This is a genomic window from Sandaracinobacteroides hominis, assembly GCF_016464365.1.
GTDB lineage: Bacteria > Pseudomonadota > Alphaproteobacteria > Sphingomonadales > Sphingomonadaceae > Sandaracinobacteroides > Sandaracinobacteroides hominis.
Map to the genome: position 1 here is coordinate 130,300 of NZ_JADCUC010000003.1, position 23,347 is coordinate 153,646.

Here is a 23,347-nt window from a genome sequence, read left to right on the forward strand (position 1 = left end):
CAGGCTCCCCGGATCATGGTCCTAGCGCGGAACCCCATGCGCAAGGGGGACGAGCGAGTCAACGCAGAGGACATTGGGTCATTTGAGAGGGCATCGCAGCAATGGTAGGAATCAACGCATGCCTATAAACTCGACTGTCTGTTGTGGATGGTTCAGGTAAAACATCGATCCGAACGGTGGGTAACGTTTCCAACTATCTGATTTTGCAAAAATTTAGGCGATACGAAAAACTTTCTGCGCGCTCTGGCGCAGTTAATGATAGTTCCGGCAAGAGGCAGAAATGCCCTCCCCCGTCGAACTTAGACCGCACTCCATAACGCTTCATCATGTTCTGGATGAGGGGCGCGTCACGCCATTGCCCTTCAACATCGACGCGGAAAAGGCCCTGCTTGGCGCGCTCCTCATCGAAAACCGCCTGCTGGAGGAAATCCTCCTCCACCTGCGCGACGAACATTTCTACGAACCGCTGCACGGCCGGATCTTCGTCCAGCTGAAGCGTCTCGCCGATCTCAACATGGTCGCCAACCCGGTCACGCTTCGCCCGCTCTTCGAAAGCGACCCGGCGCTCGCCGAGCTCGGCGGCCCCACCTATCTCCTGAAGCTCACCGAAGACCCCTCCGTCCTGATCGCCGCGCGCGACTGCGCCCAGCAGATCTATGATCTCGCCCTGCTCCGCGCCCTGGTGATGGTCGGCACCGAACTCGTGCAATCCGCCACCGACACCTCCGGCGAAGTCGCGCCGATGAAGCAGATCGAGTTCGCCGAGGAGGCGCTCTACAAGGTCGCCGAATCCGGCGAAGTCTCCGGCGCCACCATCGATTTCGCGGGAGCGGCGAAAAAGGCCGTGGACATGGCCGCCAAGGCCATGAAATCCGGCGGCCACCTTTCCGGCCTCACAACGGGCCTTACGGGAATCAACAACAAGATCGGCGGCCTGCACAATTCCGACCTTGTGATCCTTGCCGGGCGCCCGGCCATGGGGAAAACCGCGCTCGCCACCAACATCGCCTTCAACACTGCCTTCCGCGCCAAGCTTGACGAACGCGACGGCATCTCCCCCTCCAGCGGCGCGCCGGTCGCCTTCTTCAGCCTGGAAATGTCGGCCGACCAGCTGGCCAACCGCATCCTCGCCGAACAGGCCCGCATCAGCTCCGAAGCGTTGCGCATGGGCAAGATCAACCAGTCGGAATTCAACGAGCTCGCCCGCGCTTCGCAGGAACTCTACGACCTGCCGCTCTACATCGACGATACACCCGCCCTCTCCATCGCCGCGCTGCGCACCCGCGCCCGCCGTCTGAAGCGGCAGAAGAAAATCGGTCTCATCGTCGTCGACTATCTGCAGCTGCTGCAGGGCACCGCGCGCAACGCCTCCGAGAACCGGGTCGCGGAAATCTCCGAAGTCACCCGCGGCCTGAAAACGCTGGCGAAGGAACTGGATATTCCGGTGATCGCCCTCTCCCAGCTCAGCCGCCAGGTGGAAAACCGCGAGGACAAGCGCCCGCAGCTATCGGATCTTCGCGAATCCGGCACCATCGAGCAGGACGCCGACATCGTCATGTTCGTCTTCCGCGAGGAATATTATCACGAGGGCAAGAAGCCCGAGGACGGCAGCGAGAAGTTCCAGCAATGGATCGAAAAGGCCGAGCGCGTGCGCGGCCGCGCCGAAGTCATCATCGCCAAGCAGCGGCACGGCGCCACCGGCACCGTGCCGCTGATGTTCACCCGCGAATTCACCCGCTTTTCCGACCCTGCCGAAGGTGATTGGGTTCCCGATTACGATTAAGCCGGCTACGGCATCGCGCATGGACTTCAACTCCGACAATGCCGCGGGCGTACACCCCGCCGTGCTCACCGCCGTTGCCAACGCCGCCGGCCCGCAGGCGGCTGGCTATGACGCCGACCAATGGTCCTCCCGCCTGGATGCGGCCTTCTCGGAGCTGTTCGGAACATCCGCCCGCGCCTTCGCAGTTCCCAGCGGCACGGCAGCCAACGCCGTCGGTCTCGCCGCCTGCACCCCGCCTTACGGAGGCGTCTGGTGCCACGCCGAGGCCCATATCGAAGTCGATGAAGCCGGCGCCGTCCCCTTCTATACTGGCGGCGGATCGCTCATGCTGGTGCCATCGCCGCACGGCAAGCTCACCCCAGCCGCCCTCGATGAAGCATCCTCCCGCCGCCGCGGCGACGTGCATCAGGTGCAGCCCGCCGCCCTCAGCCTCACCCAGGCCACCGAATGGGGCACCGTCTATACGCCGGACGAAGTCGCCGCGCTGGCCGGCTGGGCAAAGGCCCGCAGCCTCGCCGTGCAGATGGATGGCGCCCGCTTCGCCAACGCCATCGCCCATCTCGGCTGCCACCCGGCCGACGTCACCTGGAAGGCGGGCGTCGACATCCTCTCGTTCGGCTGCATCAAGAATGGCGGCATGTCGGCCGAGGCCCTCGTCGTCTTCAACGCCGATCTCGCCGCCAGCATCCCCATCCGCCGCAAGCGCGCCGGGTTGATGCCGTCGAAGGGCCGTTTCGCCGCCGCCCAGATCCTGGCCATGCTCGAAAACGACGTCTGGCTGCAAAACGCCCGCGCTTCCAATGCCGGCGCCCAAAAGCTCGCCACCGCCGCCCCCCATCGTCTGCTGGTGCCGGTTCAGGCCAACGAGCTGTTCCTGCGCCTCACGCCTGCCGAACGCGAAACGCTCCGCGCCAAGGGCTACAGCTTCTACGACTGGGAAATTTCCGGCCCCGATGCCGCCCGTCTCGTCGTTCGCTGGGATCAGTCCGCCGAAGTCCTCGAAACGCTGGCCCGCGATCTGGCGGCGCTTGGATGAGCGCCCGCTCGATCCTGCAGTTCGTTCTGGTCGTGCTGATCTGGGGCACCACCTGGTATGTCATCACCTGGCAGCTGGGCAGCGTGAACCCCAGCTGGTCGGTCACCTACCGCTTCCTCGTCGGCGGCATTGCCCTGTTCGGCTGGTGCGCCTTGCGCGGCCTGCCGCTCCATGTCCCCCGCAGCAGCCTGCCCTTTATCGCCATCTTCGGCATCATGCAGTTCATGCTGAACTTCAACTTCGTCTACCGGGCCGAACAACATGTACCCTCGGGCATCCCGGCCGTCGCCTATGCGCTGCTGATGATCCCCAACGCCATTCTGGCCGCCATCTTCCTTGGCCGCCGCGCCAGCCGACGGTTCATCGTCGGCGCGATGCTGGGGGTCACCGGGGTCGCCATGCTCTTCGCGCAGCAATTGAACCTGCCGGGCAGCCGCACGGAAACGCTGATCGGTCTGGCGTTCGTCACCGCCGGCGTTCTCTCGGCCTCGGTCTCGAACGTCATGCAGGGCAGCCCGCAGGCGCTGCGCTATCCGCCGCTCGCCGGCCTCGCCTATGCGATGCTGATCGGCGCCGGCATCAACGCCGTTTTCGCCCTCTTCATCGCCGGTCCGCCGCAATGGGATCCGAGCCCGCAATATTGGCTCGGGCTGCTCTATCTGGGGGTCGCCGCCAGCGCCGTCGCCTTCGCCCTCTATTTCGATCTCATCCGCCAGCTGGGCCCGGCAGAAGCCGCATGGACAGGCGTGCCCATCCCCATCGTCGCCATGGCCATCTCGACGGTTGCCGAAGGCTACCGCTGGACCCCGCTGGCAGCAGCCGGCGCAGCGCTCGCCATTTTCGGGCTCATGGTCGCCCTATGGCAACCGGCCCGCAAGGCTCAAACCGCGTAACCCAACGGCCGGAGGCCGACCGGCCGGCCGCGCCAATGCGCGGAACCGGGCGTCAGCACCCCCCCAAATCAAATCAAGCGTAGCGTCCACGCAGATACATCAGCGGATCGCGCGTATCCGCCGAGCGGAAGCTCTGGATCCGTCCCAGCAGCACCAGATGGTCGCCGCCTTCGATTTCCTGCTCCAGCGAACAGGCGAAATTCGCGCAGGCCCCCTCCAGCAGCAACACGCCGGATTCCGCTTCCACCCACTCACCCTCGGTAAAGCGATCGACGCCGCGCGCGGCAAAGCGTTCGGCGACGGCACGCTGCGCATCCGACAGCACGCTTACCCCGAAAACCCCGGATTTCCGGATGATCGGCAGGCTCGAGGCATGCTTTCCCGGACACACCAGCAACAGCGGCGGGTCCAGCGAAACGGATGTAAAACTGTTGGCGGTAAAGCCCACATGGGCGCCCGCCGCATCGACGCTGGTGATGATGGTAACGCCAGTGGCAAAGCAGCCAAAAGCATCTCTCAGAGCGCGATGGTCGTTCATAGCGACATGAAGCCATCTTTGCATCACAAGACAAGCGGAAAGACCGGACATTTGGGTTAGGGCCGGGCTTTGCCCGGTTCCGCGCATGGGCGCGGGCGCGCAGTCGCGCTTGCGGGCTGCGCCCGGTTTTGGTGCGGGGCTTTGGCCGATCCAGCGCGGCCGGCCGGTCGGCCTTGCGGCCTCCGGCCGTTTGTGGTGGCGCGCACGCCGCGGGCCTTTCGGCCCACGGCGTTTCGCTTACAGACGTTCGATCTTGGAGGCCGCCTCGTCGATGAGGGCCGCGATATCCAGCAGCTTCGCCTTGTCGAGCCCGTCCTCGTGCATGCGCGTGCGCAGCACATTGCCCAGGTTCGCCATCGCCCGCTTCAGCGGCGCCGGATCGACCCGACCGGAAGGCCCGGCCATGGCCGAAAGCCGCTCCATCAGGGCCGCAACGATCTCGGCATGTTCCTCAAGTTGCGCCGTGCCTTCCGCAGTAGCCGCAAAGCGCTTGCGGGCACCCTCGGCTTCGGTCTCGGCGATCAGCCCCAGCTCGGCCAGCAGGCTCAGCGTCGGGTAAACCACGCCGGGGCTCGGCGCATAGGCACCGCCGGAAAGCTCCTCGATCGCGCGGATCAGCTCATAGCCGTGGCGGGGTTCTTCGGCGATCAGCTTCAACAGGATCAGCCGCAAAGCCTCCCCGTCAAACTGCCGGCGCCGGCGGCGCCCGCCGAATTCCTCGCCCCGCTCCGGGCCAAAGCCCCCAAAGCCACCGCCAAATCCACGGCCGCCAAAGCGCGCAGCGAAATGACCGCCGAACCCGCGCCCGCCATGCTCGTGCTGCCCATGCTCGCGCCCGTCCGGGCCGGAATGATGATATGTTCTCATGATATGTCCTTTCATGCCCCGTCATATCGGAGCATTTCAGAACATAGTCAAGATATATCTTGAACTATTTTAGATCGATTGAATAACCCGCTATTTCCCGGTGAACGCCGTCGGCCGCTTCTGCAGAAAGGCCATCACCCCTTCCGCAAAGTCGGCGCTGCGGCCGGCGGCCAACTGGTTCCGCCGTTCCACCATCAGGCCCTCGGTCAGCGTCTTGTCCAGGCACTCGCGAATGCCCGAGCGAATCAGCGCCAGCGATTTGGTCGGCCCGTTCGCCAGCTTCACCGCGATCTTGCGCGTCTCCGCCGCCAGCTCGGCATCGTCCACCACCTTGTAGATCATGCCCCACTCGGCCGCCGTCTCCGCCGGAATGCGCTCGCCCAGCATCATCATCGCCTGCGCCCGCGCCTTGCCGGCCAGTCGCGGCAGCAACCAGGTGGAGCCGACATCCGGCACCAGCCCGATGTTCACAAACGCCTGCAGGAAATAGGCCGAGCGCCCGGCGATCACGATGTCACCCGACAGCGCATAAGAGCAGCCGGCACCGGCGGCAGGCCCGTTCACCGAGGTGATATAGGGCACCGGCAGGTCAAACAGCCGCTCCAGCAGCACGTTGAAGTGGGTTTCCAGCACCTTGCCGGCATCCGGCGGCCCCGAAGACGCCTCGCCGCCAGCAGTCCCCGGATTGAGGTCGGCACCAGAGGAGAACCCACGCCCCGCACCGGTCAGCACCAGGCAGCGCGCCGTGGAGACGCCATCGCGAATGGTATCGACCGCCTCGATCATCTCGGCGATCACATCGGTGTTCAGCGAATTCAACCGGTCCGGCCGATTGATGGTCAGCGTCGCGACACCGTCTTCCTCCGACCAGAGGATATGCTCATATGCCATCTTGTCTCTCCCGTGCAGAGCCCAAGCTCTAGCGCGGAGCGAGCGGCCACCGCCGCTCGGCATATGGGGAGGGTCGCCGCTGCCGGATCCAGTTCAGCTGCGTGTGGCCTTCACCAGCAGGAAGGCGGGAATGCCTTCCTCGCCAAAGCCCGGCGCCGAAGCCGGCTCGCGCTCGTCCCGATCCCGCCGCTGGCGATCATCCCGCGGACGCTCGTCCCGGCGCGGGCGCTCGTCGCGACGCGAACGCTCCTCACGGCGCGGACGTTCTTCCCGCGGCGCGTCTTCCTTCGGACGTTCTTCCCGCCGCGAACGCCCTCCACGGGCAGGCTGTTCCTGCGAGCGCGCCTCCCGGGGTCGCTCCACCGCCACGTCCGCTTCATCCGAAGCCGCGACCACAGCCTTCTCCGCCCTGGGCCTACGCCCACGACCGCGCGCAGGCGCTTCCCTCGCATCCGAAGCGTCGGCAACGCCCTCGGGTTCAGCCGCTTCGTGCCCGCCAAGCTCACGCCGCGGCACCTTCTGCCCGGTCAGCTTCTCGATCTGCGCCAGCGCCTCGGCATCTTCCGGCGTCACCAGCGTGATCGCCACGCCCTTCTTGCCGGCGCGGCCGGTGCGGCCGATCCGGTGCACATAATCGTCCGGATGCCAGGGCACATCGAAATTGAACACATGGCTCACGCCCTTCACGTCCAGCCCGCGCGCGGCGACATCGGATGCGACCAGGATGTTGATGTCGCCGGCCTTGAACCGGTCCAGTTCCTTGATCCGGTCGGATTGCTCCATGTCGCCATGGATCTGGCCGGCCTTCATCCGGCTCCGCTTCAGGCTGGTCGCCAGGTCGCGCACCGTCGTCTTGCGGTTGCAGAAGATGATCCCGGTCTGCACATCCTCAGAGCGAATCAGCTCCTTCAACACGTCGCGCTTGTGGCGGCTGTCGGTCATCACCACGCTCTGGGCGATATCCTTGTTAGTGGTGGCCGGACGGCTCACTTCCACCATCTTCGGATTGTTCATGAAGCGGTCCGCCAGTTTCTTGATCGGCGGCGGCATGGTGGCGGAAAACAGCAGCGTCTGCCGGTCGGCCTTGATCAGCGTGCAGATCTTCTCGACATCGGGAATGAAGCCCATGTCCAGCATGCGGTCGGCTTCGTCGATAACCAGCACGTCAACGCCCGACAGCAGGATCTTGCCCCGCGCATGCTGGTCCATCAGCCGGCCCGGAGTCGCGATCAGCACGTCCACGCCCTTTTCCAGCGCCTTGTCCTGATCGCCAAATGCAACACCGCCGATCAGCAGCGCCATGCTCAGCTTGTGATACTTGCCGTACTTCTCGAAATTCTCTGCCACCTGCGCGGCGAGTTCCCGTGTCGGCTCCAGGATCAGGCTGCGCGGCATCCGCGCCCGGCTGCGCCCTTCGGCCAGGATGTCGATCATCGGCAGCACGAAGCTGGCCGTCTTCCCAGTCCCTGTCTGGGCGACTCCGATCAGATCCTTGCCCATCAGCACGGGCGGAATGGCCGCCGCCTGGATGGCGGTCGGCTCGTCATAGCCGGAATCGGCGACGGCTTTCAGCAGCGCGTCAGACAGGTGCAGGTCGGAAAAAGGCAATAGCGATCCTCGGAAAAATGCGCCCCAGAAAGGGCGAGGGCGCGCGGATGGTCCGCGCGCCGTGAGCGGCGGCATACATCGGCGCACGCCGGTTGGAAAGGGCAATGGTCTTGCGACGTTCGGCCCCATTCAAAAACAGGTCAAGCAGGACCAGAATAAACGCGCCGTCGTTGCGGGCCCAAATGAAAAGGGGAGCGCCTAGGCGCTCCCCCGGGCAGGCGGTGTACCGCCCATCCCTCCCCATCAATGCGTGGCGACTTCCTACTAGAAGTTGAAGCCCGCCACAACACCGTAACGCCGCGGTTCCAGCGTGAAGATGTTGGTGAACATACCAGACGATTGGTCGGTGACATAAAGGCCGGTAACGGCGGAATTGTCGGTGAGATTCTGGACGAAGCCGCGCACGAACCAGCGGTTGTCTGCGCCGTTCAACTGAATTTGCGCGTTCATCACTTCGTAGGCCGGCACCCGGTTGATGGAGCCATTGAAGATGTTGCCATAGCTCTGGCCAGTGAAGGCAAGATCCCAGCGCGGAACAATGCTCATGCCATTGTCCATCTCCAACGTGTACTGCACGCCGACGGAAACCTTGAACTCCGGCGCCTGCGGCAACTGGTTGCCACGGATGTTCTGCTCCACCCCGACGGGGATCACCGAAACGCCCGCCGCAGGGTTTGCGGCCAACGCCGTAAGCGCCGCGCAAACACTGAAGGCCCCCGTTGCCCCGTTGATCCCGCTGTCGTTCGGGAATGCAGTCGGTGCGCGCAACCCAGCCCCCGCCTGCAGCCCGGGGATGGCCCCGGCATTGATGGCATTGTTCACGTTGGTAACAAAACCATTGGCAATCGCGGCATTGCCCGCGTTCGAAACGACGGTGCAGTTGGCGCCGTTGGTAATGTCCTTGATAATAACGGCATCGCTGCGTCCGCCGGACGGATCACGGGGGTTTGCCAGATATTTGTCGCTGGCGACCTCGGTGTTCAGGTAGCTGAAGCCCAGGTTGACAGCCAGCGGCGGTATCGGACGCACAACACCCTCGACTTCGACGCCCCAGATGTTTGCATCGACGTTGTCGTTCACCGACGTCCGGTTCACGATCCGGCTCAGCTGCAGACCCTTGTACTTATAGTAGAAGCCCGTGAGGTTCAGTTGCAGCGTGCCGTCGAGGAAGCGGTTCTTCGAACCGATTTCAAAGGCGTCCACAAACTCCGGCTCGAATGCGTCGGCCACCGCAAAGACCGGCGACAGCGGCGGGTTGATGCCGCCCGACTTGTAGCCGCGCGAGTAGGAAGCATACAGCAGGTTGTCGTCACTTGCCCGCCAATCGATGACAAAGCGGCCGGTGAACTCGTCAAAGCTCACGCTGCGTTCCTGCCACGCCTGGTTGCCCGGGGTGCCCGGATCGGCGTCAAAGCTGCCGAAGAAGGGCGAGTCAAACACGTTGTCGATGCCATAGGGCGTCGGGAAGTTCGCGAGCGTCGTCCGTGCCCGCACAGACTTGCTGTCGCTGTTATAGCGCAGACCGGCGGTGATCTTCACCGTGTCCGTCAGGTCGAAATACCCTTCGCCAAAGATGCCGTAGGTCTTCAGCTTATAATATTCCTGGTTCGACCGATAGTAAGAGGTCGCCAGGAACACGTTCGGGAAGGCAGGATTGGTCGCCTGCTGACCCAGGGCCGTGGCCGTGCCGAGCACGCCGGTGATATAGTCGATGCCGAAGCTGTTCACATAATAGTCGACATCATTGGACTCCAGTTTGCTGTAGATACCGCCCAGGAGGAAGTTGAACCGGCCATCGAACTGGCTGGTGAAGATCAGTTCACCCGTCCAGGCTTCCGTATCGGCGCGCGAGCGGTCGAAATCCAGCGGCGTACCGGCGCACAGGCTGTCCCCGCTGAACGTACCCCCGGAATTCGAAATCGGCAGCGACGTGCAATAGACGCCCGCCGAAGGATTGACCGCTTTCTTTACCTGCCCGAACTGTGCCAGCCCGGGGCCAAAGGCGCCCGACGCATAAGCTGCCATCGTTGCAAGACCAGCGGCATAACCCGAAGGATCCTGCACCGACAGGTTATAATCCTGCGAGCTGTCCACCTCGTTGCGCTGATACATGCCCGACGCCTTGACGCGAAAGCTTCCGAAATCATGCTCGATGCGCGCCATCGCCTGCAGTTCGTCGGTGAAATAGCTGGGGGTATAGTCGGTGTTCACCTTCCGCGGATCAGACGGGTTCACCGCATTTGCATAGGTATCCTTGCCGTACAGGCTGCCGAGCCCCAGCGCGCCAATCCCGGCCCCGCCCTGGGTCGTCAGGAACTCCTTGGAGGACAGCGTGCCCACGAAGGTCGAGTTGGAGTTGGTGACCCCATAGTCCAGGCGGCCCGGAAGGCAGCCCAGCACACCGGTAGGATCGCGCTGGCACAGCTGCTTCTGAATGCGCAGCCGCTTGTCGTCTTCGCGGAAATAATATCCCATCAGGTCGATGGTGGTGGCATCCGTCGGCTCCCACCGCAGCGATCCGCGAATGGCGTACATGTCGCGGTTATCCAGATCGTTGCCGTCATACAGGTTCTCGGTATAGCCGTCGCGCTTCAGGTAGAAGCCGGCTACCCGCACCGCCAGCGTGTCCGTAAGCGGCACGTTCACCATGCCCTGCAGGCGGATTTCGTTGAAGTTGCCATAGCCGGCCTCGCCCGATGCTTTGAAGCCCGAGGCGTCCGGCTTGGCCGTGATGAAGTTCACCACACCCGACGTGGCGTTGCGCCCGAACAGCGTCCCCTGCGGACCGCGCAGCACTTCCACCCGCTCAAGGTCGAAATACTCGGTTTCAAAGATGCGGGTGCCAAACAGCGGCATATCGTTGGTGGCGATGCCGGTGGCACTGTCGCAGGTGCCGCCCACGCAGAGGTCGCCGATGCCGCGGATCGTAAAGCTGGATCCGGTGAAGTTGCCCTTGGAGAAGGTGATGTTGGGAAGCGTCAGCTGCAGTTGCTGGGCGTTGTTGATCTGCTTTTCGGTCAGCGTTTCCGCCGAAAAGGCCGAAACCGCGATCGGCACGTCCTGCAGGCTCTGCGCCTGCCGCTGCGCGGTGACGATGATGTCCTCGACACCGGTTGCCGTGGAAGCCGTCTGCGCGTTTGCCGTCCAGCCCATAATTCCCTGCGCCGAAACGGCGGAAATCAAGGCTGCCCGAAACGCAAGTTTCGATATCGTCATGGTCTTCCTCCCCATGGCCAGGCGGACTTTAGCGTCCGTTCCAGGCCGTCTCCCTCACGAGCACAGGGGAAGTAGCGCAGATAGCCGCAAGGGCTGGGCCGCACGCATGGCAGCCATTCGATCCCGCCGGTCCTCCCCAGGCCGACATGGATATTCAATCAGCCCCCTTATCGCTTGTCCAGTCACATCGGGGTAAATGGGACCCTGTTCTAATTGATGGCACTCGGTGTCACATAATGGCAACTACCGGTGCCATAACCCGATTATCGGGCCGAAACCTTGCGCATCTTGCTGATGCTCATCACCCGGCACGGGCCACCTGCACGCCCCATGATCCGGTCCTTCCCGGCGCAGAATTTCCCGGGCTGCGTCGGCTGATAATAGAATCCGCCATAATAGCTCAGCTGCGGACATTGCTGCGCCAGCGTCAGCCGCCAGCGCTGCCCGCCCCGCATCACCACGTCCACCGTCCGCGGATCCATCACCACGGCGCCGCCGATCCGGGCAACATCGATGCATCCGGTGGCGCTAGGCTTGCCCGGAACCCACTGCTCCCTCGTCTGCGATTGCATCGGACGCACCGGCACAACGCCCACCTGCGAACCCTGCCCCAGCACGGGCTGGCCAGCGCACAACAGCAACAGGCCAGCCGCGCGCAGCAGCCCGGCAAAGAAATCCGTCATGCGCAACAAGCAGGGGCAACAAGGGTGGGGAACATGCAAATGCGCGTGGCCTCGGCGGCTTTAACCAGCTCTGAACCCCCGTTCACTCCCCGCTTAGCTCGCCGGCTTGACGAACTTCAAGGTCATCCGATCGCTTTCGCCGATCGCCAGGTATTTCTGCCGGTCCGTATCGCCCTGCGACAGGTTGGGCGGCAGCGTCCACACCCCGGCCGGCCAGTCCGCCGTATCCTTGGGATTGGCGTTGATTTCGCTCGATGCCGCCAGCTTGAACCCCGCCGCCTCTGCCAGCCGGATGATCTCGCTCTGCTTCATGTAACCGGATTTGCGCGCCTGCTCGGTCAGCTCACGGGTTTCCGGCATCCGGTGCTCCACCACGCCCAGCACCCCGCCCGGCTTCAGCGCCGCATAAAATGCCTGAAAGGCCTGCGGCGCAAAACCGGCCGCATCCCAATTGTGCACGTTGCGGAAGGTCAGCACCATGTCCGCAGAGCCCGGCGCCGAGACATTATTCTCGATGCCCTTGCCAAAGCTCGTCACCACCATCTTCCCGAACTGGTCAGGATTGGCGGTCTTCCGGTCGATGAACGCCGCGCGCGCCTTTTTCGCGCCGGGCGAGCCCTGCGGGTTGTTGTGCGCGCCGATATACAGGCCCCTGTCCCGCAGGACGGGCGCCAGAATATCCGTGTACCAGCCGCCGCCCGGTGAAATTTCCACCACCGTCATCGTCGGCTTCAGCCCGAAAAAGGTCAGCGTCTCCTTGGGATGCCGATACTGGTCGCGCGCCTTGTTCGCATCGGTCCGCCAGGAGCCGGCAATAGCCGCATCCAGCAACGGTCCCACATCCTCGGCCTTCGCGGTCTTCGCAGTCTTGCCGGCCGGCGCAACGGCAGGCGCCGCCAGCGTCACGGCAGGCGCTGCCAGCGTCAACACGGCGGCCGCCGCCAGCAAGGCAGCGATACGGAATTGGCGCAACGTCTTTCCCCTTCTCCCTCGCCTGCCCTCTGCCGGCGCATTATCCCTCGCCAGATAAGCTGCCCGAATCTAGAAGCAACCGCCATGGGCTGGAATGCGACAATATTCGGCGGCGGCATCGCGCTCGCGCTGCTGATCCTCTCGGCGCGAATGAACGCCCGCCGCGGCATCGGCCGCTGGAGCCATATTCCCTGGGACTATCTGCTGCTGCTGTCCGCCATCCTGCTGCTCGCCGCCGTCGCCCACGGCGCCATACTCTGGCGCGATGGAATGATTTTTTAGGTAGCCCACGGCGGGCTTTGCCTGTCTTGCTTGCGGCGCTCCGCGCCGGTTCCGCGCACTTGCGCGGGCGCGCGGTCGCGCTTGCGGGCTTTGCCCGGTCTTGGTTGCGGCGCTCCGCGCCGGGCCCTCGCACTGGCTCGGACGCGCGGTCGCGCTTGCGGGCTGCGCCCGGTCTTGCCTGCGGCGCTCCGCGCCGGTTCCGCGCAATGGCTCGGGCGCGCTGTCGCGCTTGCGGCCTTCGGCCGGTCGTGCCTGTGGCGCTCAATCCAGATTATAGTCGATCGTCGTTACCACCCGAACCTTCTGCAGCGGCGTATCGGTGCCGCTTCCGGTATCGCCATCCCGGCCGGTGATCGAAAACAGCCCCTGCGTCGCCTGCCGGATTCCGCCCACGCGCGTATCGCTGTCGCGCGCAAACTGTTCGGCCGCCGCCCGCGCGCTCTTCGTCGCTTCGGCGATCATCGCCGGCTTCACATCGTTCAGCCTGGTGAAGCTATAGGTAACCCCGCCGCCGCCATCGCTGTCCAGCGCCACCCCCCTCCGGATGATCTCCGCCTGATTGGCAAAGGCCTTCTCCATCCGCGCAATGTCGGTCGTCCGCGCCAGGAAGCGCTGACGGATGGTGATGTTCAGCCGCCCCTGGCCGCTGTCAAAATACTGGCTCACCGACGATCCGCGCGGCTGCACTTCCGCCGGCGTGAAGCCATTCGCCGCGAGGAAGGCCCGAACCGCCGCCGCATCGGCATCGGCCTTCCCCTGCACGATCGCCAGATCGCTGCCGTTCGCCTGCGTGGCGATCGTCCAGGTCGCCAGATCGGCGGCGACATCGCGCTCGGATACGCCGCGCACCGTCACCACCGCATCGCCCTTGCGAATATCCGCCAGCCCAAAGGCCACGAATGCCCCGGCCAGCGCCAGCCCCGCCCCGATCAGCGCCCCGGAAATCACCGTTGAACTCGTCCACTCCGCCACAATGCTCTCCCGCGAAACCGGCGCCATGCTGCGCCTCCCGGCTCTCAAGTCAAGCTTGACTCGTCGGCGTCATCCCGCAACCCACCCTTTGAAGGAGCCGAACCCATGCCCCGATCCGACTACCGCTTCGCCTACCGCAAACGCGTCCACTACCCGGAAATCGATGCACAGGCAGTCGTCTACAACAGCCGCTATCTCGAATATTTCGACATCGCCCTCACCGAATACTGGCGCGCCGCCGGCTTGTACGACCGCTCCCCTGTTTCCGGCGGCGTGGAGTTCCACCTCGCCAAGGCGACCGTTGAATACAAGGCGCCCATCTCCCTGGACGAGGAGATCTTCATCTGCTGCCGCACCCAGCGCATCGGCAACAGTTCGATAACCGTCGCGCTGGAAATCCACGGCCTCGCCAACGGCGAAACCGGCGAAGACCTGCGCGCCACGGGCGAAACCATCCAGGTGCACGTAGCCGAAGCCCGCGGACGTCCCGCCCCCGTTCCCGGCTGGATTGTCGACCTGTTCGAGGCCTATGAAGGGCAAACCCTGCAAGCGAAGGCCGCCTCATGAAATATCTTCACACCATGATCCGGGTGTCCGATCCTGCCGAGACCATCCGCTTCTTCAACCTGATCGGCCTGCAGGAAGTGAAGCGCTACGACGTCGAGGCAGGGCGCTTCTCGCTCATCTTCCTCGCGGCCCCCGGCGACGAATCGGCGCAGGTCGAACTTACCCACAACTGGGATGAAAAGGGCTATGAGGGCGGCCGCAACTTCGGCCACCTCGCCTATGAGGTCGACGACATCTATGCCACCTGCCGGACGCTTGCCGAAGGCGGCGTCACCATCAATCGCCCCCCGCGCGACGGCCGCATGGCCTTCGTCCGCTCGCCAGACGGCATTTCCGTAGAACTGCTGCAGTCCGGCAACGCACTCGAACCGGCCGAACCCTGGGCATCCGCCCCCAATATCGGGGTGTGGTAAACACCATCTTGCTACCGCCTGCCCCCCGTCCTAGCTTCCGCGTCCGGTCGACCGGGGCAGGCCCGGTCCGCCGAGCTAGGGGCACAAGGATGTCAAAAGAACTGAAGCTCGCAGCGGTCGCGATCCTGTTTGTCGCGTCGCCTGGTTTCGCCCAGGAGGCCGACATCGTCGTCACCAGCGACTATTTGCGGATGAGCTGGGAAAAGGTCTCCGGAGAGGTGCCGTTCGGCGATCTCAATCTCGCAACCGACAAGGGCGTAGAGACCTTCCAAAACCGGGTGAAGGCAGAGGCGCGGAAGCTCTGCGGCATGAACGACAGGTCGCTGGTGGGCAAAACCAACCAGAACATCTGCTATGATTCGGTACTCGCCTCGGCGAAGCCGCAGATCGACAAGCTCTCCGCCACAGCCCGCGCGCGCTAGCTAAAGCGCCCGTCCTAGCAGAGCCCAAATCTCGCGGGCCATGGAACTCCCCCGCCAACAGGCGTAAGAAGCCCCCATGGCCCGTGTCGTCCGCATCCCCGTTCTTTCCGACAACTATGTCTGGCTGTTCGAATATGCGCCGGGCCTTGGGGCCGTCGTCGATCCGGCGGTCGCTCCCCCGGTGCTCGAGGCCGCCCGCGAACACGGGATCCGCATCACCCATATCCTCAACACCCACTGGCACCCCGATCATGTCGGCGGCAATGCCGAGCTGAAGGCAGCGACCGGCTGCACCATCATCGGCCCCGCGCGGGAGGCAACCCGCATTCCCGGCATCGACATCGCCGTCGACGAAGGCGACACCGTCCCGCTGGGCGATCAGAAGGCCGATGTGCATTTCGTGGGCGCCCACACCGCCGGCCACATCGCCTATCACTTCCCCGCCGCAGGCCGGCTGTTTCCGGGCGACACGCTCTTTGCGATGGGCTGCGGCCGCCTGTTCGAAGGCACGCCGGAGGACATGTTTGCAGCACTGGGCAAGCTGAAGCGCCTTCCGCCCGAAACGCAGGTTCACTGCGCGCACGAATATACCCTGTCCAACGCCCGCTTCGCGGCAACGGTGGAGCCGGAGAACGAGGCGCTGCAACAGCGGCTGGCGCAGGTCATCACCCTGCGCGAGCGCAGCGAACCCACCGTCCCCTTTGCCCTTTCGGAAGAGCTTGCAACCAACCCCTTTGTGCGGGCAGCATCGGCGGAACAACTGGGCGAAAGAAGGAGAGCCAAGGATGCGTTCTGAACTGCTGGTCGCCGCAGCCGCGGCCCTCGCGCTCGCCGGCTGCTCCTCGGGCACCAAAACCTCCGCCGCCGCCACCCCCGGCAGCGCCGCCAGCAACCGCACCGATCCCATGACGCTCAAGGTCACCGGCGAACAGCGCCGCTGCATCCTCAACAACGGCAGCACCAGCACCACGCCCGCCGGGCCGAATGCGCTGATGTTCCGCCAGGGCGCAAACCAGTGGTTCCGCAACGATCTGCGCGGCACCTGCACCGCCATGCGGCCCAACACCACGCTGGTGTTCCGCAACGCCTCCAGCCAGCATTGCGAGCTGGACAGCTTCCAGGTCGTCGACGCCGTCAGCCGCATGAACTTCGGCACCTGCGTGCTCGGCCAGTTCACGCCCGTAGAGGTGCCGCGCGGAACCCGCTTCTAGATTTTCCGCATTTGCCCTCCAGCGCGGGCAGGTCTATCGCCCGCGCCATGATCGTAACGCGCTTCGCCCCGTCGCCCACGGGCCGGCTTCATGTCGGCAACGTCCGCACCGCCCTTTTGAACTGGCTGCTTGCCCGCCAGCAGGGCAGCGCCGGCAAATTCCTGTTGCGCCTCGACGACACCGATGTCGCCCGCTCCACGGAAGAATATGCCCAGTCTATCCGCGACGATCTCGACTGGCTGGGGATGACGCCGGACGCCGAGGAAAAGCAATCCGCCCGCATGGCCCGCTATGAGGAAGTGCTGAACCAGCTCGCCGCCGCCGGCCATGTCTATCGCGCCTATGAAACGCCCGAGGAGCTCGACCTCCGGCGCAAGGTGCTGCTGGGGCGCGGCCTGCCGCCGGTCTATGATCGCGCCGCCCTCACCCTCACCGACGCAGATCACGCCCGCTTCGAGGCCGAAGGGGTGAAGCCCCACTGGCGCTTCAAGCTCTCGCCCGACCTGCCGCACAGCTGGACCGACCTCATCCGCGGCGACAGCCACATCGATCCGGCCTCGCTCTCCGATCCGGTCATCCGCCGCGCCGACGGCAGCTGGCTCTACATGCTCCCCAGCGTCATCGACGATGTCGACATGGGCGTCACCGATGTCGTCCGCGGCGAGGACCATGTCACCAATACCGGCATCCAGCTGCAGATGTTCGCCGCCATGGGCGCAGATTTCCCGCGCTTTGGCCATGCCGCCCTGCTCACCGGCGCAGACGGCGCCCTCTCCAAACGCCTCGGCTCCATCGGCGTCTCCGAATTCCGCGATCGCGGCATCGAGCCGATCGCCGTCAAGGCCCTGCTGGCCCGCCTCGGCACCAGCCAGTCGGTAGAGCCGGTCACTTCGGACGCGCCGCTGATCGAGAGCTTCGACATCGGCAAGCTCGGCCGCGCCACCGCCCGCTTCGACGAAGCCGAGCTGGAGCGGCTCAACGCCGCCATCCTGCACCACATGGACTATGCCGACGTGGCAGGCCGCACCACGCTCAGCGAAGCCGAATGGAACGCCGTGCGCGGCAACATCGCCAGCGTCGCCGAAGCCGAAAAGTGGAAGGCCATCCTCCACGGCCCCATCGCCAAACCGGCGATCCCCGAAGAAGACCAGCCCTACATCGCCGAAGCCGCCGCCGTGCTGGCAACGCTGGACTTCGGCCCCGAAAGCTGGAGCCGGCTTACCAACGCGCTGAAGGAAAAGACCGGCCGCAAGGGCAAGGCGCTGTTCCAACCTCTGCGCCTCGCCCTGCTGGGTCAGGAAACCGGCCCGGACATGGCGACCATCCTCCCCCTCATCGGCCGGGAAGAAGCGTTGAAGCGGCTCGGGGCCTGAAGCAACGGGAAGGAACAGGCCGCGCAGCACCCGGCATGTAAGCCTCCGCTCGTTTTCCGCATCCCTGCCGGGTTGGAATCTGTCTGCACCTCGTAAGATGACCTATCCGCAGGCCGCGGAAAAGCCTCAGCGCCAGCCCAGCCGATAATGTTTCGGAAACGGCGAACCCCCGCCATCGGGCGCCGCCAGCGCCCTTAGCCCCGGCTTTGCCAGCAGCGGCATCAGCATCGCGGGCAAGATCGTCTTGTTGATTCTGTCGCCCCAGCACAGATGCAAGCCTTCGCCCCACAGCGCATAGACGTTCCACGGCCGCCCGGGCAGGAACTTCGTCGCCTGCGGCACCACCGCCTCGTCGAACATTGCCGACAGATTGGAGGCCAGGACCATCGTGCCGGCCTCCACTTCGGTATCGCCGATATGGGTCGCCCGTGGCGTCCGCCGATAGATCAGCGGGTTCGCCGGCGAAAAGCGCAGCGCCTCCCAGATATAGGCCGCAACCGCATCTTCATCGCCTGCCTGCGCCAGCGCCCGCACCGCCGCCAGTTCCTTCGGCCGCGTCAGCAGCTCGTCCACTGCCAGGCAGGCCGCCTTCGACAGCGTCGGGATCGCCCCGATCACGATGCCGATGATATTGGCGCGGATGCCGTCCGCATCAAAGGCGCTGCCGCCCGTCGCCACCGCCCGCCCCAGCAGAGTTTCGCGGCCAGCCGTCGCCTTGCTGGCGTCGATCGCCGCATTCACCCGGTCCTTCGCCGCCATCGCCGCCGCTGTCACCTTCGGGTCGGCCTGCAGGTCGGAAAAGAGGAACCAGAACATCGTCGTCGCATCGGCGATCAACTGCTCCGTCTCCATCTCAACGCCAAAATACTGCTGCACCATCAACGCCGGGATCCGCGCCGACAGGGCCGGCGGCAAGTCCACCTCGCTCCCCGCAAGCGCCGCTGCAGCCTCCGCCCGCGCCATCGCCAGCACCGGCCTCAGATCGTCCGCCTTCACGATGGAGCGCATGGCATCGGTATCGCGCCGATAGTCCGCCCCGTCCTGCATCCCCAGAAAGAAGTCGCGGCCGCCGGTCAGCATCCGCATGCGCGGCGCATAGACCACCTCGAATTCCGCCTGCCGCTCGATCACCGCATGAAAATCGCTCGCCCGCGTCAGCAACAGGCTGCGCTCCGCCTGATAGCAGGCGATCAGATTCTGCTTCAGCGGCAGGCGCGGCTTGGCAAATCGCACCACCGCCATTGCATGGCGCACGCCCGCCGGGGCAGCAAGCACCTGCTGCAAGCGGGCCTTGAACCCGCCCCGGGCGCCGATGAACGCCGCGCCAAGCCCCGAAACGGCGTTCAGCGCCGACACGAAACGCTGCAGCCACAGGCTCATGTAGGATCCACCACGCCCTGCCCGATCATCCGCAGCGCCGTCATCGAAGGTGCAAAGAAATAATCTCCGCCGCGCGTCGAAACAAATTGCGGAATCCCCGACGCGATGAACGGCGGCGTCTTGTCGTCGGGCGCCGCAATCACGAACCGCGCGCCGGGCGAATGCGCCCCCACGATCGGGCAGCTGTCGTTGCCGGCGTTGAAATCCAGCCCATAGTTCATCCACTGCTGCTGCACGAATTCGAACTGCCGGAACAGGCTGGCACAATGCGCCAGCAGCACGATTCCATGATCGTGATCGGGGCTGGCCGTGTCGCCATAGGGAAGCCCCCGCCGCAGGATCCGCCGCCGGTTGTTCAGCGCCGATCCCATCCGCTCGGATTTCGCCTGATCCCACAAGGGGTCCAGCATGTCGCGCGTATTGGCCCGCCGGATATGCGACGTCACCGGGCAGCGGCTGCCATCCACATCGTCGCAAAAGCTGAAGCTGGTGATCCGGTCGATCCACTCGGGGCTTCCCGGTTTCCACTGTGCATTGAACGCCGCCCAGCTTTCCAGCGTAGGCGCCAGCACCAGCGGCACACCATCCGGCCAGCGCCCGGCCATCTTCGCCTTCAGCATCGCCCTGGCTTCGTCGTGGTTCGCGATCTTCCAGGTTGCGGCCAGGCCCTTCGCCCGTTCGTCCACCCAGCTGTCCCAGTCCTCCACATGCTGGTGCAGCTTGCGATAGGCAAAGAAGCTGCCGTTGCGGCTGAACTCCAGCGGCATGGCAGCGCCCGCCACCTCCTGCGCCTCATCCGGCCAGCCCAGGATGAATTCGCCCGGCGCAATCGGCCGCCAATTGCCCTGCCCATCCATCGCGCCCTGCCCGATGGCGCGCTTCTGCTCCTCGTTGCCGGGATACTGCCCCTCGAACACCGGGTCGCCGATGGCATCGACAAAGCCGAAATGCTCGGTCGGCAGCGGATGCCGGGTGCCGTCCGGCCCGTCGGCAAAGATCGCGGAAAGCTCCTGCCAGCGCGGATCGGGCCCCGCATGGCCGCTCAGCAACCGCACCGCGCCGCCCTGCGCTTCCGCCGCCGCCAGCACGCGCGCCGTCAGCATCTCCAGCGCCGGCAGCGCCACGCCCTTCTCGTCCACCCGGGCGTTCAGCATCACCAGGATGTGCGGCTTGTCCCCCTCGGGGTTCCACACCGGGTCCCAATTGGCGGGCGTATTGTCCAGAATGTCGTCGCCCAGCATCGGCGCCCGCATCGCCATGCCATCCACAAACTCGTCGGGCATGCCGCGCAGCGTCCGCGTCGGCACCCCCAGCGCGTACAGCCCCCAGAAGGTGAAGGCGAGGTTCAGCGTGCAGTCCGGCCGGGGCACTTCCACCTTGCCGGTCGAAATCCCCTTGCTCGATGGCCAGCGCAGGGCCGTCGTCACCAGCGGCCGCAGCGCCTCCACGAAATCCCGCCCGGCGCCGCTCTTCTCCACATGGAAGATCAGGAACCGCCCCTTGGGGAAACCCAGCTTGCCATAGGCCGACAATATCCCGCCCTGCAGGTCGGCCAGTTCCAGCTCGGCCTTCAGCGACGCGCTCACAGGACCACCCGCTTCGGCTGCACAGCCTTATGCTCCACCAGTTCCACTCCGTCAGACCGGATCACGCCGGGCACCTGCGTCGGGCTCGTCAGATCCTCCGGCCGCACATCCGCAAGAAACTGTCCGAAGCTCCTGAACAGCACCTCGGGCTCCGTCCCCTGCACAGCTTCCGCAAAGAAGGCGAAGCGCTGCTGCACATGCAGCGATTTCAGCACGCTCGGCAGGTCGCTGTCAGGAGCGGCCGGAAAGGCCTTCTTGCCCTTCGTCCACAGGTTCCAGATCGTGAAGGCCAGCGCCGCACCCAGCCCCACCAGCAGGATCGGCAGCAGCCACCACAGGCTGGCCGGCTTCAGCAGGAACCAGACCAGCGCCGCAACGCCGGCCGCCAGCGCCAGCGTGCCGATGGCGATGCGCCGGATGCTCTCGCCCTTCAGCGGCGGACGCCCCTGCCAGTAATCGTTGAAGCTCATCGTCGTCTCGATCTGGCAGCGCGCCAGATAGTCGGCGAACGCACCGGCCGTCTCCGCCTCGAAGCCGTGGCAGTGCGAGAAAACCGCCCGCATCTCCGCTTCACTGGTGTTCCACAGCCCCTCGGCCCAACTGCGCAGTCCGTTGTCCGCTTCGTCCGGCCGCCGGTCGATATCGGCCGAAAGCACCAGCCAGGGCCGGCTCAGCACATCATATGTCTGGTGCACCAGCGGATCGACACCCATCGCCGCATTCACCAGCGGATTGCAAGGATCGCGGCCATTCCACATCGGCTGATCGATCAGGAACATCCGCAGGAAATGCGTCCGCCGGCAGCGCGAGAACGGGCTGTTCAGCCCGGTCGTGATCGAAACCGGGCTTTGCGCCGCCGTCGGCAGATTCGCCAGCTCCTCCCGCAGGATATGGCTGTGCGTACTGATATGCCCCTGGGGATGCAGCACGTCGCCCAGCTTCACCGGCGCCAGCAGGGTCAGGAAGATATGGCCGCCATCGATATCAGGCATGCGGAGCCTCTTGCCTCTTGGCCCCCTCCGGGGCGGTCCCCCACCGCGCCCGCACGATCGGCTGGCGGTGCGCATCGGCCCGCGCCGTATCGTTGGAGGCGACCGGCGCAAATCCCGGCGAGCCCAGATCGTTCTGCACCGTGCGCAGCTCCTTCGCCCAGGCAAGCGCAAACGCCTCCGGCCCGGATGCATGTGCCGCCTTCAGCCGCAGCACGGCCGCCCGCACCCTGAGCGCCGCCTTCACATCGCGCTGCGCCGCCCCGGGCGTGGCATTATAGTAATAGTCGGTGTCGATCTGGTTGGCGCGGATATAGCCCTTGAACCCGGTGATCGGGATCGACTTCGGATATTTGGTGGAAGAGTACCAGAACAGGTCCAGCCCCGCCGGAAGCCCATCGGCAAAGGCGTCGATATACTGGTCCCACGTGCCGTTGAAGTTGCTGATAAACAACATATAGTCGTTCAACAGCTGCTCCTTCGGCTGCCCCAGATCCGGCCACTGATCGCGGCGGATAATCACCCAGCGGGCGAAGTGGATGATGGAGAGGCCCAACAGCCCCATCAGTCGCGCCGGAAGCGCGCGCGCTGCATAGAACAGGAAATGATTGGCCCATGTCCGGCGCGGACGCATCGGCGTCACAACGTTCATGGCATAGGCCTTGCCGGCGACGTTCGACATCGCTCCCCCCTTCGTCCAGCCTGTATCCGCCCAAATTAATCTTTAGGCAAGATAGTTAACCCTTAGGCAAGACGGGCAAACCGCCGCAAGCCTTTACTTTTTTGGAACCAAAGCCGACGCAAATCGATGATGCTGCCGTTTCTCTGGCCGATTCTGGGGGGCCTGTTCGGCCTGGTGGCGGGCTCGTTTCTCGCCACGCTGGTGCTGCGCTGGCCAGAAGGCCGGCCACTCAGCGGCCGTTCCGCCTGCGACAGCTGTGGCGCAACCCTTGCGCCGCGCGATCTCGTGCCGCTGCTTTCCTGGCTGGTGCTCCGCGGCCGCTGCCGTCGCTGTGGCGCCTCCATCGACACGACACACCCGCTGATCGAGCTCGCCTGTGCCACCGCCGGCGTGCTCGCGCTGGTTGCACTCCCCGGCCCGCAGGGCTTTGCCGGAGCGCTTCTGGGCTCGCTCCTCGTCGCCCTTATCGCCCTCGATATACGCCACTTCTGGCTCCCCGACGCCCTCACCCTGCCGCTGCTCGCCTTCGGCCTGCTGCTCGGCCCTTCCCCTTTCCCAGACCGTCTGCTGGGCGCTGCGATCGGCAGCGGCGCGCTGCTGGCCATTGCCCTCGCCTTCCGCTGGCTGCGCGGCCGCGAAGGAATGGGCATGGGCGATATCAAGCTGATGGCGGCGCTCGGCGCATGGTTAAGCCCTGCCCATCTTCCGCCGTTACTCCTGCTGGCGGCGCTCATCGGCCTTGGCATGGCGGGCGTCTCCCGGTTGCGCGGCAGGCGCCTGGATTCCGCCACCCGGATTCCGTTCGGGGCCTGCCTCGCCGCCGCCGCTTTTCCGTTATGGCTCCTCATCGCTGCGACGAGCCCCGTCTGGATACAGGGACAAGCCCTTGAAACGAATCAGCAAGCGCCTTACGCCCAGCATTCCAGCGAATAGACAAGACGTCGCGCGCGACGTCGAATCATCAGGGCCGAACAACCAGTGAA

The 23,347-nt window shown here is 65.0% G+C and carries 23 protein-coding genes; 11 read left to right on the top strand and 12 right to left on the bottom strand.

All coding sequences use genetic code 11. The features are described from left to right. Nucleotides 1–280: 280 nt before the first annotated feature. Genes IM784_RS07895 through IM784_RS07905 form a run of 3 tightly spaced genes read left to right on the top strand, consistent with a single transcriptional unit; the run spans nt 281 to nt 3,712 of the window. Entirely contained in the window at nt 281–1,783 is a 1,503-nt protein-coding gene (locus IM784_RS07895) for a replicative DNA helicase (RefSeq protein ID WP_199554777.1), read from the top strand. Between the two features lie 19 nt (nt 1,784–1,802). Further along, nucleotides 1,803–2,819 carry a threonine aldolase family protein gene (locus tag IM784_RS07900; protein ID WP_199554778.1) on the top strand — a complete coding sequence of 339 codons (1,017 nt, stop codon included), beginning with the start codon at nt 1,803–1,805 and terminating at the stop codon, nt 2,817–2,819. Further along, on the top strand, nt 2,816–3,712 hold the full coding sequence (locus IM784_RS07905) for a DMT family transporter (protein ID WP_199554779.1): 897 nt from the start codon (nt 2,816–2,818) through the stop codon (nt 3,710–3,712). The genes IM784_RS07900 and IM784_RS07905 overlap by 4 nt, the downstream gene beginning before the upstream one ends. 73 nt (nt 3,713–3,785) lie before the next feature. Here IM784_RS07905 and IM784_RS07910 read toward each other — a convergent pair whose 3' ends face one another. From IM784_RS07910 to IM784_RS07940, 7 genes are all read right to left on the bottom strand, one after another. Further along, nucleotides 3,786–4,250: a flavin reductase family protein gene (locus IM784_RS07910; RefSeq protein WP_199554780.1), complete on the bottom strand. Its 465-nt coding sequence runs from the start codon at nt 4,248–4,250 to the stop codon at nt 3,786–3,788. 237 nt (nt 4,251–4,487) lie between these two features. Then, nucleotides 4,488–5,117, bottom strand: a complete 630-nt coding sequence (locus tag IM784_RS07915; protein WP_199554781.1) for a PadR family transcriptional regulator — start codon at nt 5,115–5,117, stop codon at nt 4,488–4,490. Nucleotides 5,118–5,207: 90 nt separating this feature from the next. Beyond that, a complete protein-coding gene (locus IM784_RS07920; RefSeq protein WP_199554782.1) occupies nt 5,208–6,008 on the bottom strand; it encodes an enoyl-CoA hydratase-related protein in 801 nt (266 codons plus the stop codon). A 93-nt stretch (nt 6,009–6,101) separates the two neighbouring features. Continuing rightward, nucleotides 6,102–7,616 carry a DEAD/DEAH box helicase gene (locus IM784_RS07925; RefSeq protein WP_199554783.1) on the bottom strand — a complete coding sequence of 505 codons (1,515 nt, stop codon included), beginning with the start codon at nt 7,614–7,616 and terminating at the stop codon, nt 6,102–6,104. A gap of 264 nt (nt 7,617–7,880) precedes the next feature. Further along, on the bottom strand, nt 7,881–10,832 hold the full coding sequence (locus IM784_RS07930) for a TonB-dependent receptor (protein WP_199554784.1): 2,952 nt from the start codon (nt 10,830–10,832) through the stop codon (nt 7,881–7,883). Between the two features lie 263 nt (nt 10,833–11,095). Continuing rightward, nucleotides 11,096–11,515, bottom strand: coding sequence for a hypothetical protein (locus tag IM784_RS07935; protein WP_199554785.1), 420 nt, complete (start codon nt 11,513–11,515; stop codon nt 11,096–11,098). Between the two features lie 93 nt (nt 11,516–11,608). Then, on the bottom strand, nt 11,609–12,487 hold the full coding sequence (locus tag IM784_RS07940) for a class I SAM-dependent methyltransferase (RefSeq protein ID WP_235976683.1): 879 nt from the start codon (nt 12,485–12,487) through the stop codon (nt 11,609–11,611). 84 nt (nt 12,488–12,571) lie between these two features. Between IM784_RS07940 and IM784_RS07945 the strand changes: the two genes are divergently transcribed. Beyond that, entirely contained in the window at nt 12,572–12,769 is a 198-nt protein-coding gene (locus IM784_RS07945; protein ID WP_199554786.1) for a hypothetical protein, read from the top strand. 261 nt (nt 12,770–13,030) lie between these two features. On the opposite strand, the gene IM784_RS07950 is transcribed toward IM784_RS07945, so the two are convergent. Continuing rightward, entirely contained in the window at nt 13,031–13,768 is a 738-nt protein-coding gene (locus tag IM784_RS07950; RefSeq protein ID WP_199554787.1) for an SIMPL domain-containing protein, read from the bottom strand. Nucleotides 13,769–13,846: 78 nt separating this feature from the next. Between IM784_RS07950 and IM784_RS07955 the strand changes: the two genes are divergently transcribed. The 6 genes from IM784_RS07955 (at nt 13,847) to IM784_RS07980 (ending at nt 17,727) form a co-directional block, all read left to right on the top strand. Beyond that, nucleotides 13,847–14,308, top strand: coding sequence for an acyl-CoA thioesterase (locus IM784_RS07955; protein WP_199554788.1), 462 nt, complete (start codon nt 13,847–13,849; stop codon nt 14,306–14,308). Next, nucleotides 14,305–14,721, top strand: a complete 417-nt coding sequence (locus tag IM784_RS07960; protein ID WP_199554789.1) for a VOC family protein — start codon at nt 14,305–14,307, stop codon at nt 14,719–14,721. The genes IM784_RS07955 and IM784_RS07960 overlap by 4 nt, the downstream gene beginning before the upstream one ends. Before the next feature lie 89 nt (nt 14,722–14,810). Beyond that, nucleotides 14,811–15,143 carry a UrcA family protein gene (locus IM784_RS07965; protein ID WP_199554790.1) on the top strand — a complete coding sequence of 111 codons (333 nt, stop codon included), beginning with the start codon at nt 14,811–14,813 and terminating at the stop codon, nt 15,141–15,143. Nucleotides 15,144–15,219: 76 nt separating this feature from the next. Beyond that, on the top strand, nt 15,220–15,939 hold the full coding sequence (gloB, locus tag IM784_RS07970; protein ID WP_199554791.1) for a hydroxyacylglutathione hydrolase: 720 nt from the start codon (nt 15,220–15,222) through the stop codon (nt 15,937–15,939). After that, a complete protein-coding gene (locus tag IM784_RS07975) occupies nt 15,929–16,354 on the top strand; it encodes a DUF6491 family protein (RefSeq protein ID WP_199554792.1) in 426 nt (141 codons plus the stop codon). The genes gloB and IM784_RS07975 overlap by 11 nt, the downstream gene beginning before the upstream one ends. 47 nt (nt 16,355–16,401) lie before the next feature. Then, complete coding sequence (locus IM784_RS07980; protein ID WP_199554793.1) at nt 16,402–17,727, top strand: glutamate--tRNA ligase; 1,326 nt, start codon at nt 16,402–16,404, stop codon at nt 17,725–17,727. 126 nt (nt 17,728–17,853) lie between these two features. Here IM784_RS07980 and IM784_RS07985 read toward each other — a convergent pair whose 3' ends face one another. The 4 genes from IM784_RS07985 to IM784_RS08000 are packed head-to-tail and all read right to left on the bottom strand — an operon-like array spanning nt 17,854 to nt 22,364. After that, nucleotides 17,854–19,107: a cytochrome P450 gene (locus tag IM784_RS07985; RefSeq protein WP_199554794.1), complete on the bottom strand. Its 1,254-nt coding sequence runs from the start codon at nt 19,105–19,107 to the stop codon at nt 17,854–17,856. Beyond that, nucleotides 19,104–20,693, bottom strand: coding sequence for a Dyp-type peroxidase (locus IM784_RS07990; protein ID WP_199554795.1), 1,590 nt, complete (start codon nt 20,691–20,693; stop codon nt 19,104–19,106). The genes IM784_RS07985 and IM784_RS07990 overlap by 4 nt, the downstream gene beginning before the upstream one ends. Beyond that, complete coding sequence (locus IM784_RS07995; RefSeq protein WP_199554796.1) at nt 20,690–21,685, bottom strand: hypothetical protein; 996 nt, start codon at nt 21,683–21,685, stop codon at nt 20,690–20,692. The genes IM784_RS07990 and IM784_RS07995 overlap by 4 nt, the downstream gene beginning before the upstream one ends. Continuing rightward, complete coding sequence (locus tag IM784_RS08000) at nt 21,678–22,364, bottom strand: hypothetical protein (protein ID WP_199554797.1); 687 nt, start codon at nt 22,362–22,364, stop codon at nt 21,678–21,680. Before IM784_RS08000 ends, IM784_RS07995 begins: the two co-directional genes overlap by 8 nt. 129 nt (nt 22,365–22,493) lie before the next feature. Here IM784_RS08000 and IM784_RS08005 point away from each other — a divergent pair, with 129 nt between their 5' ends. Further along, on the top strand, nt 22,494–23,297 hold the full coding sequence (locus IM784_RS08005) for a prepilin peptidase (protein WP_408015288.1): 804 nt from the start codon (nt 22,494–22,496) through the stop codon (nt 23,295–23,297). The last annotated feature ends 50 nt before the right edge of the window (nt 23,298–23,347 follow it).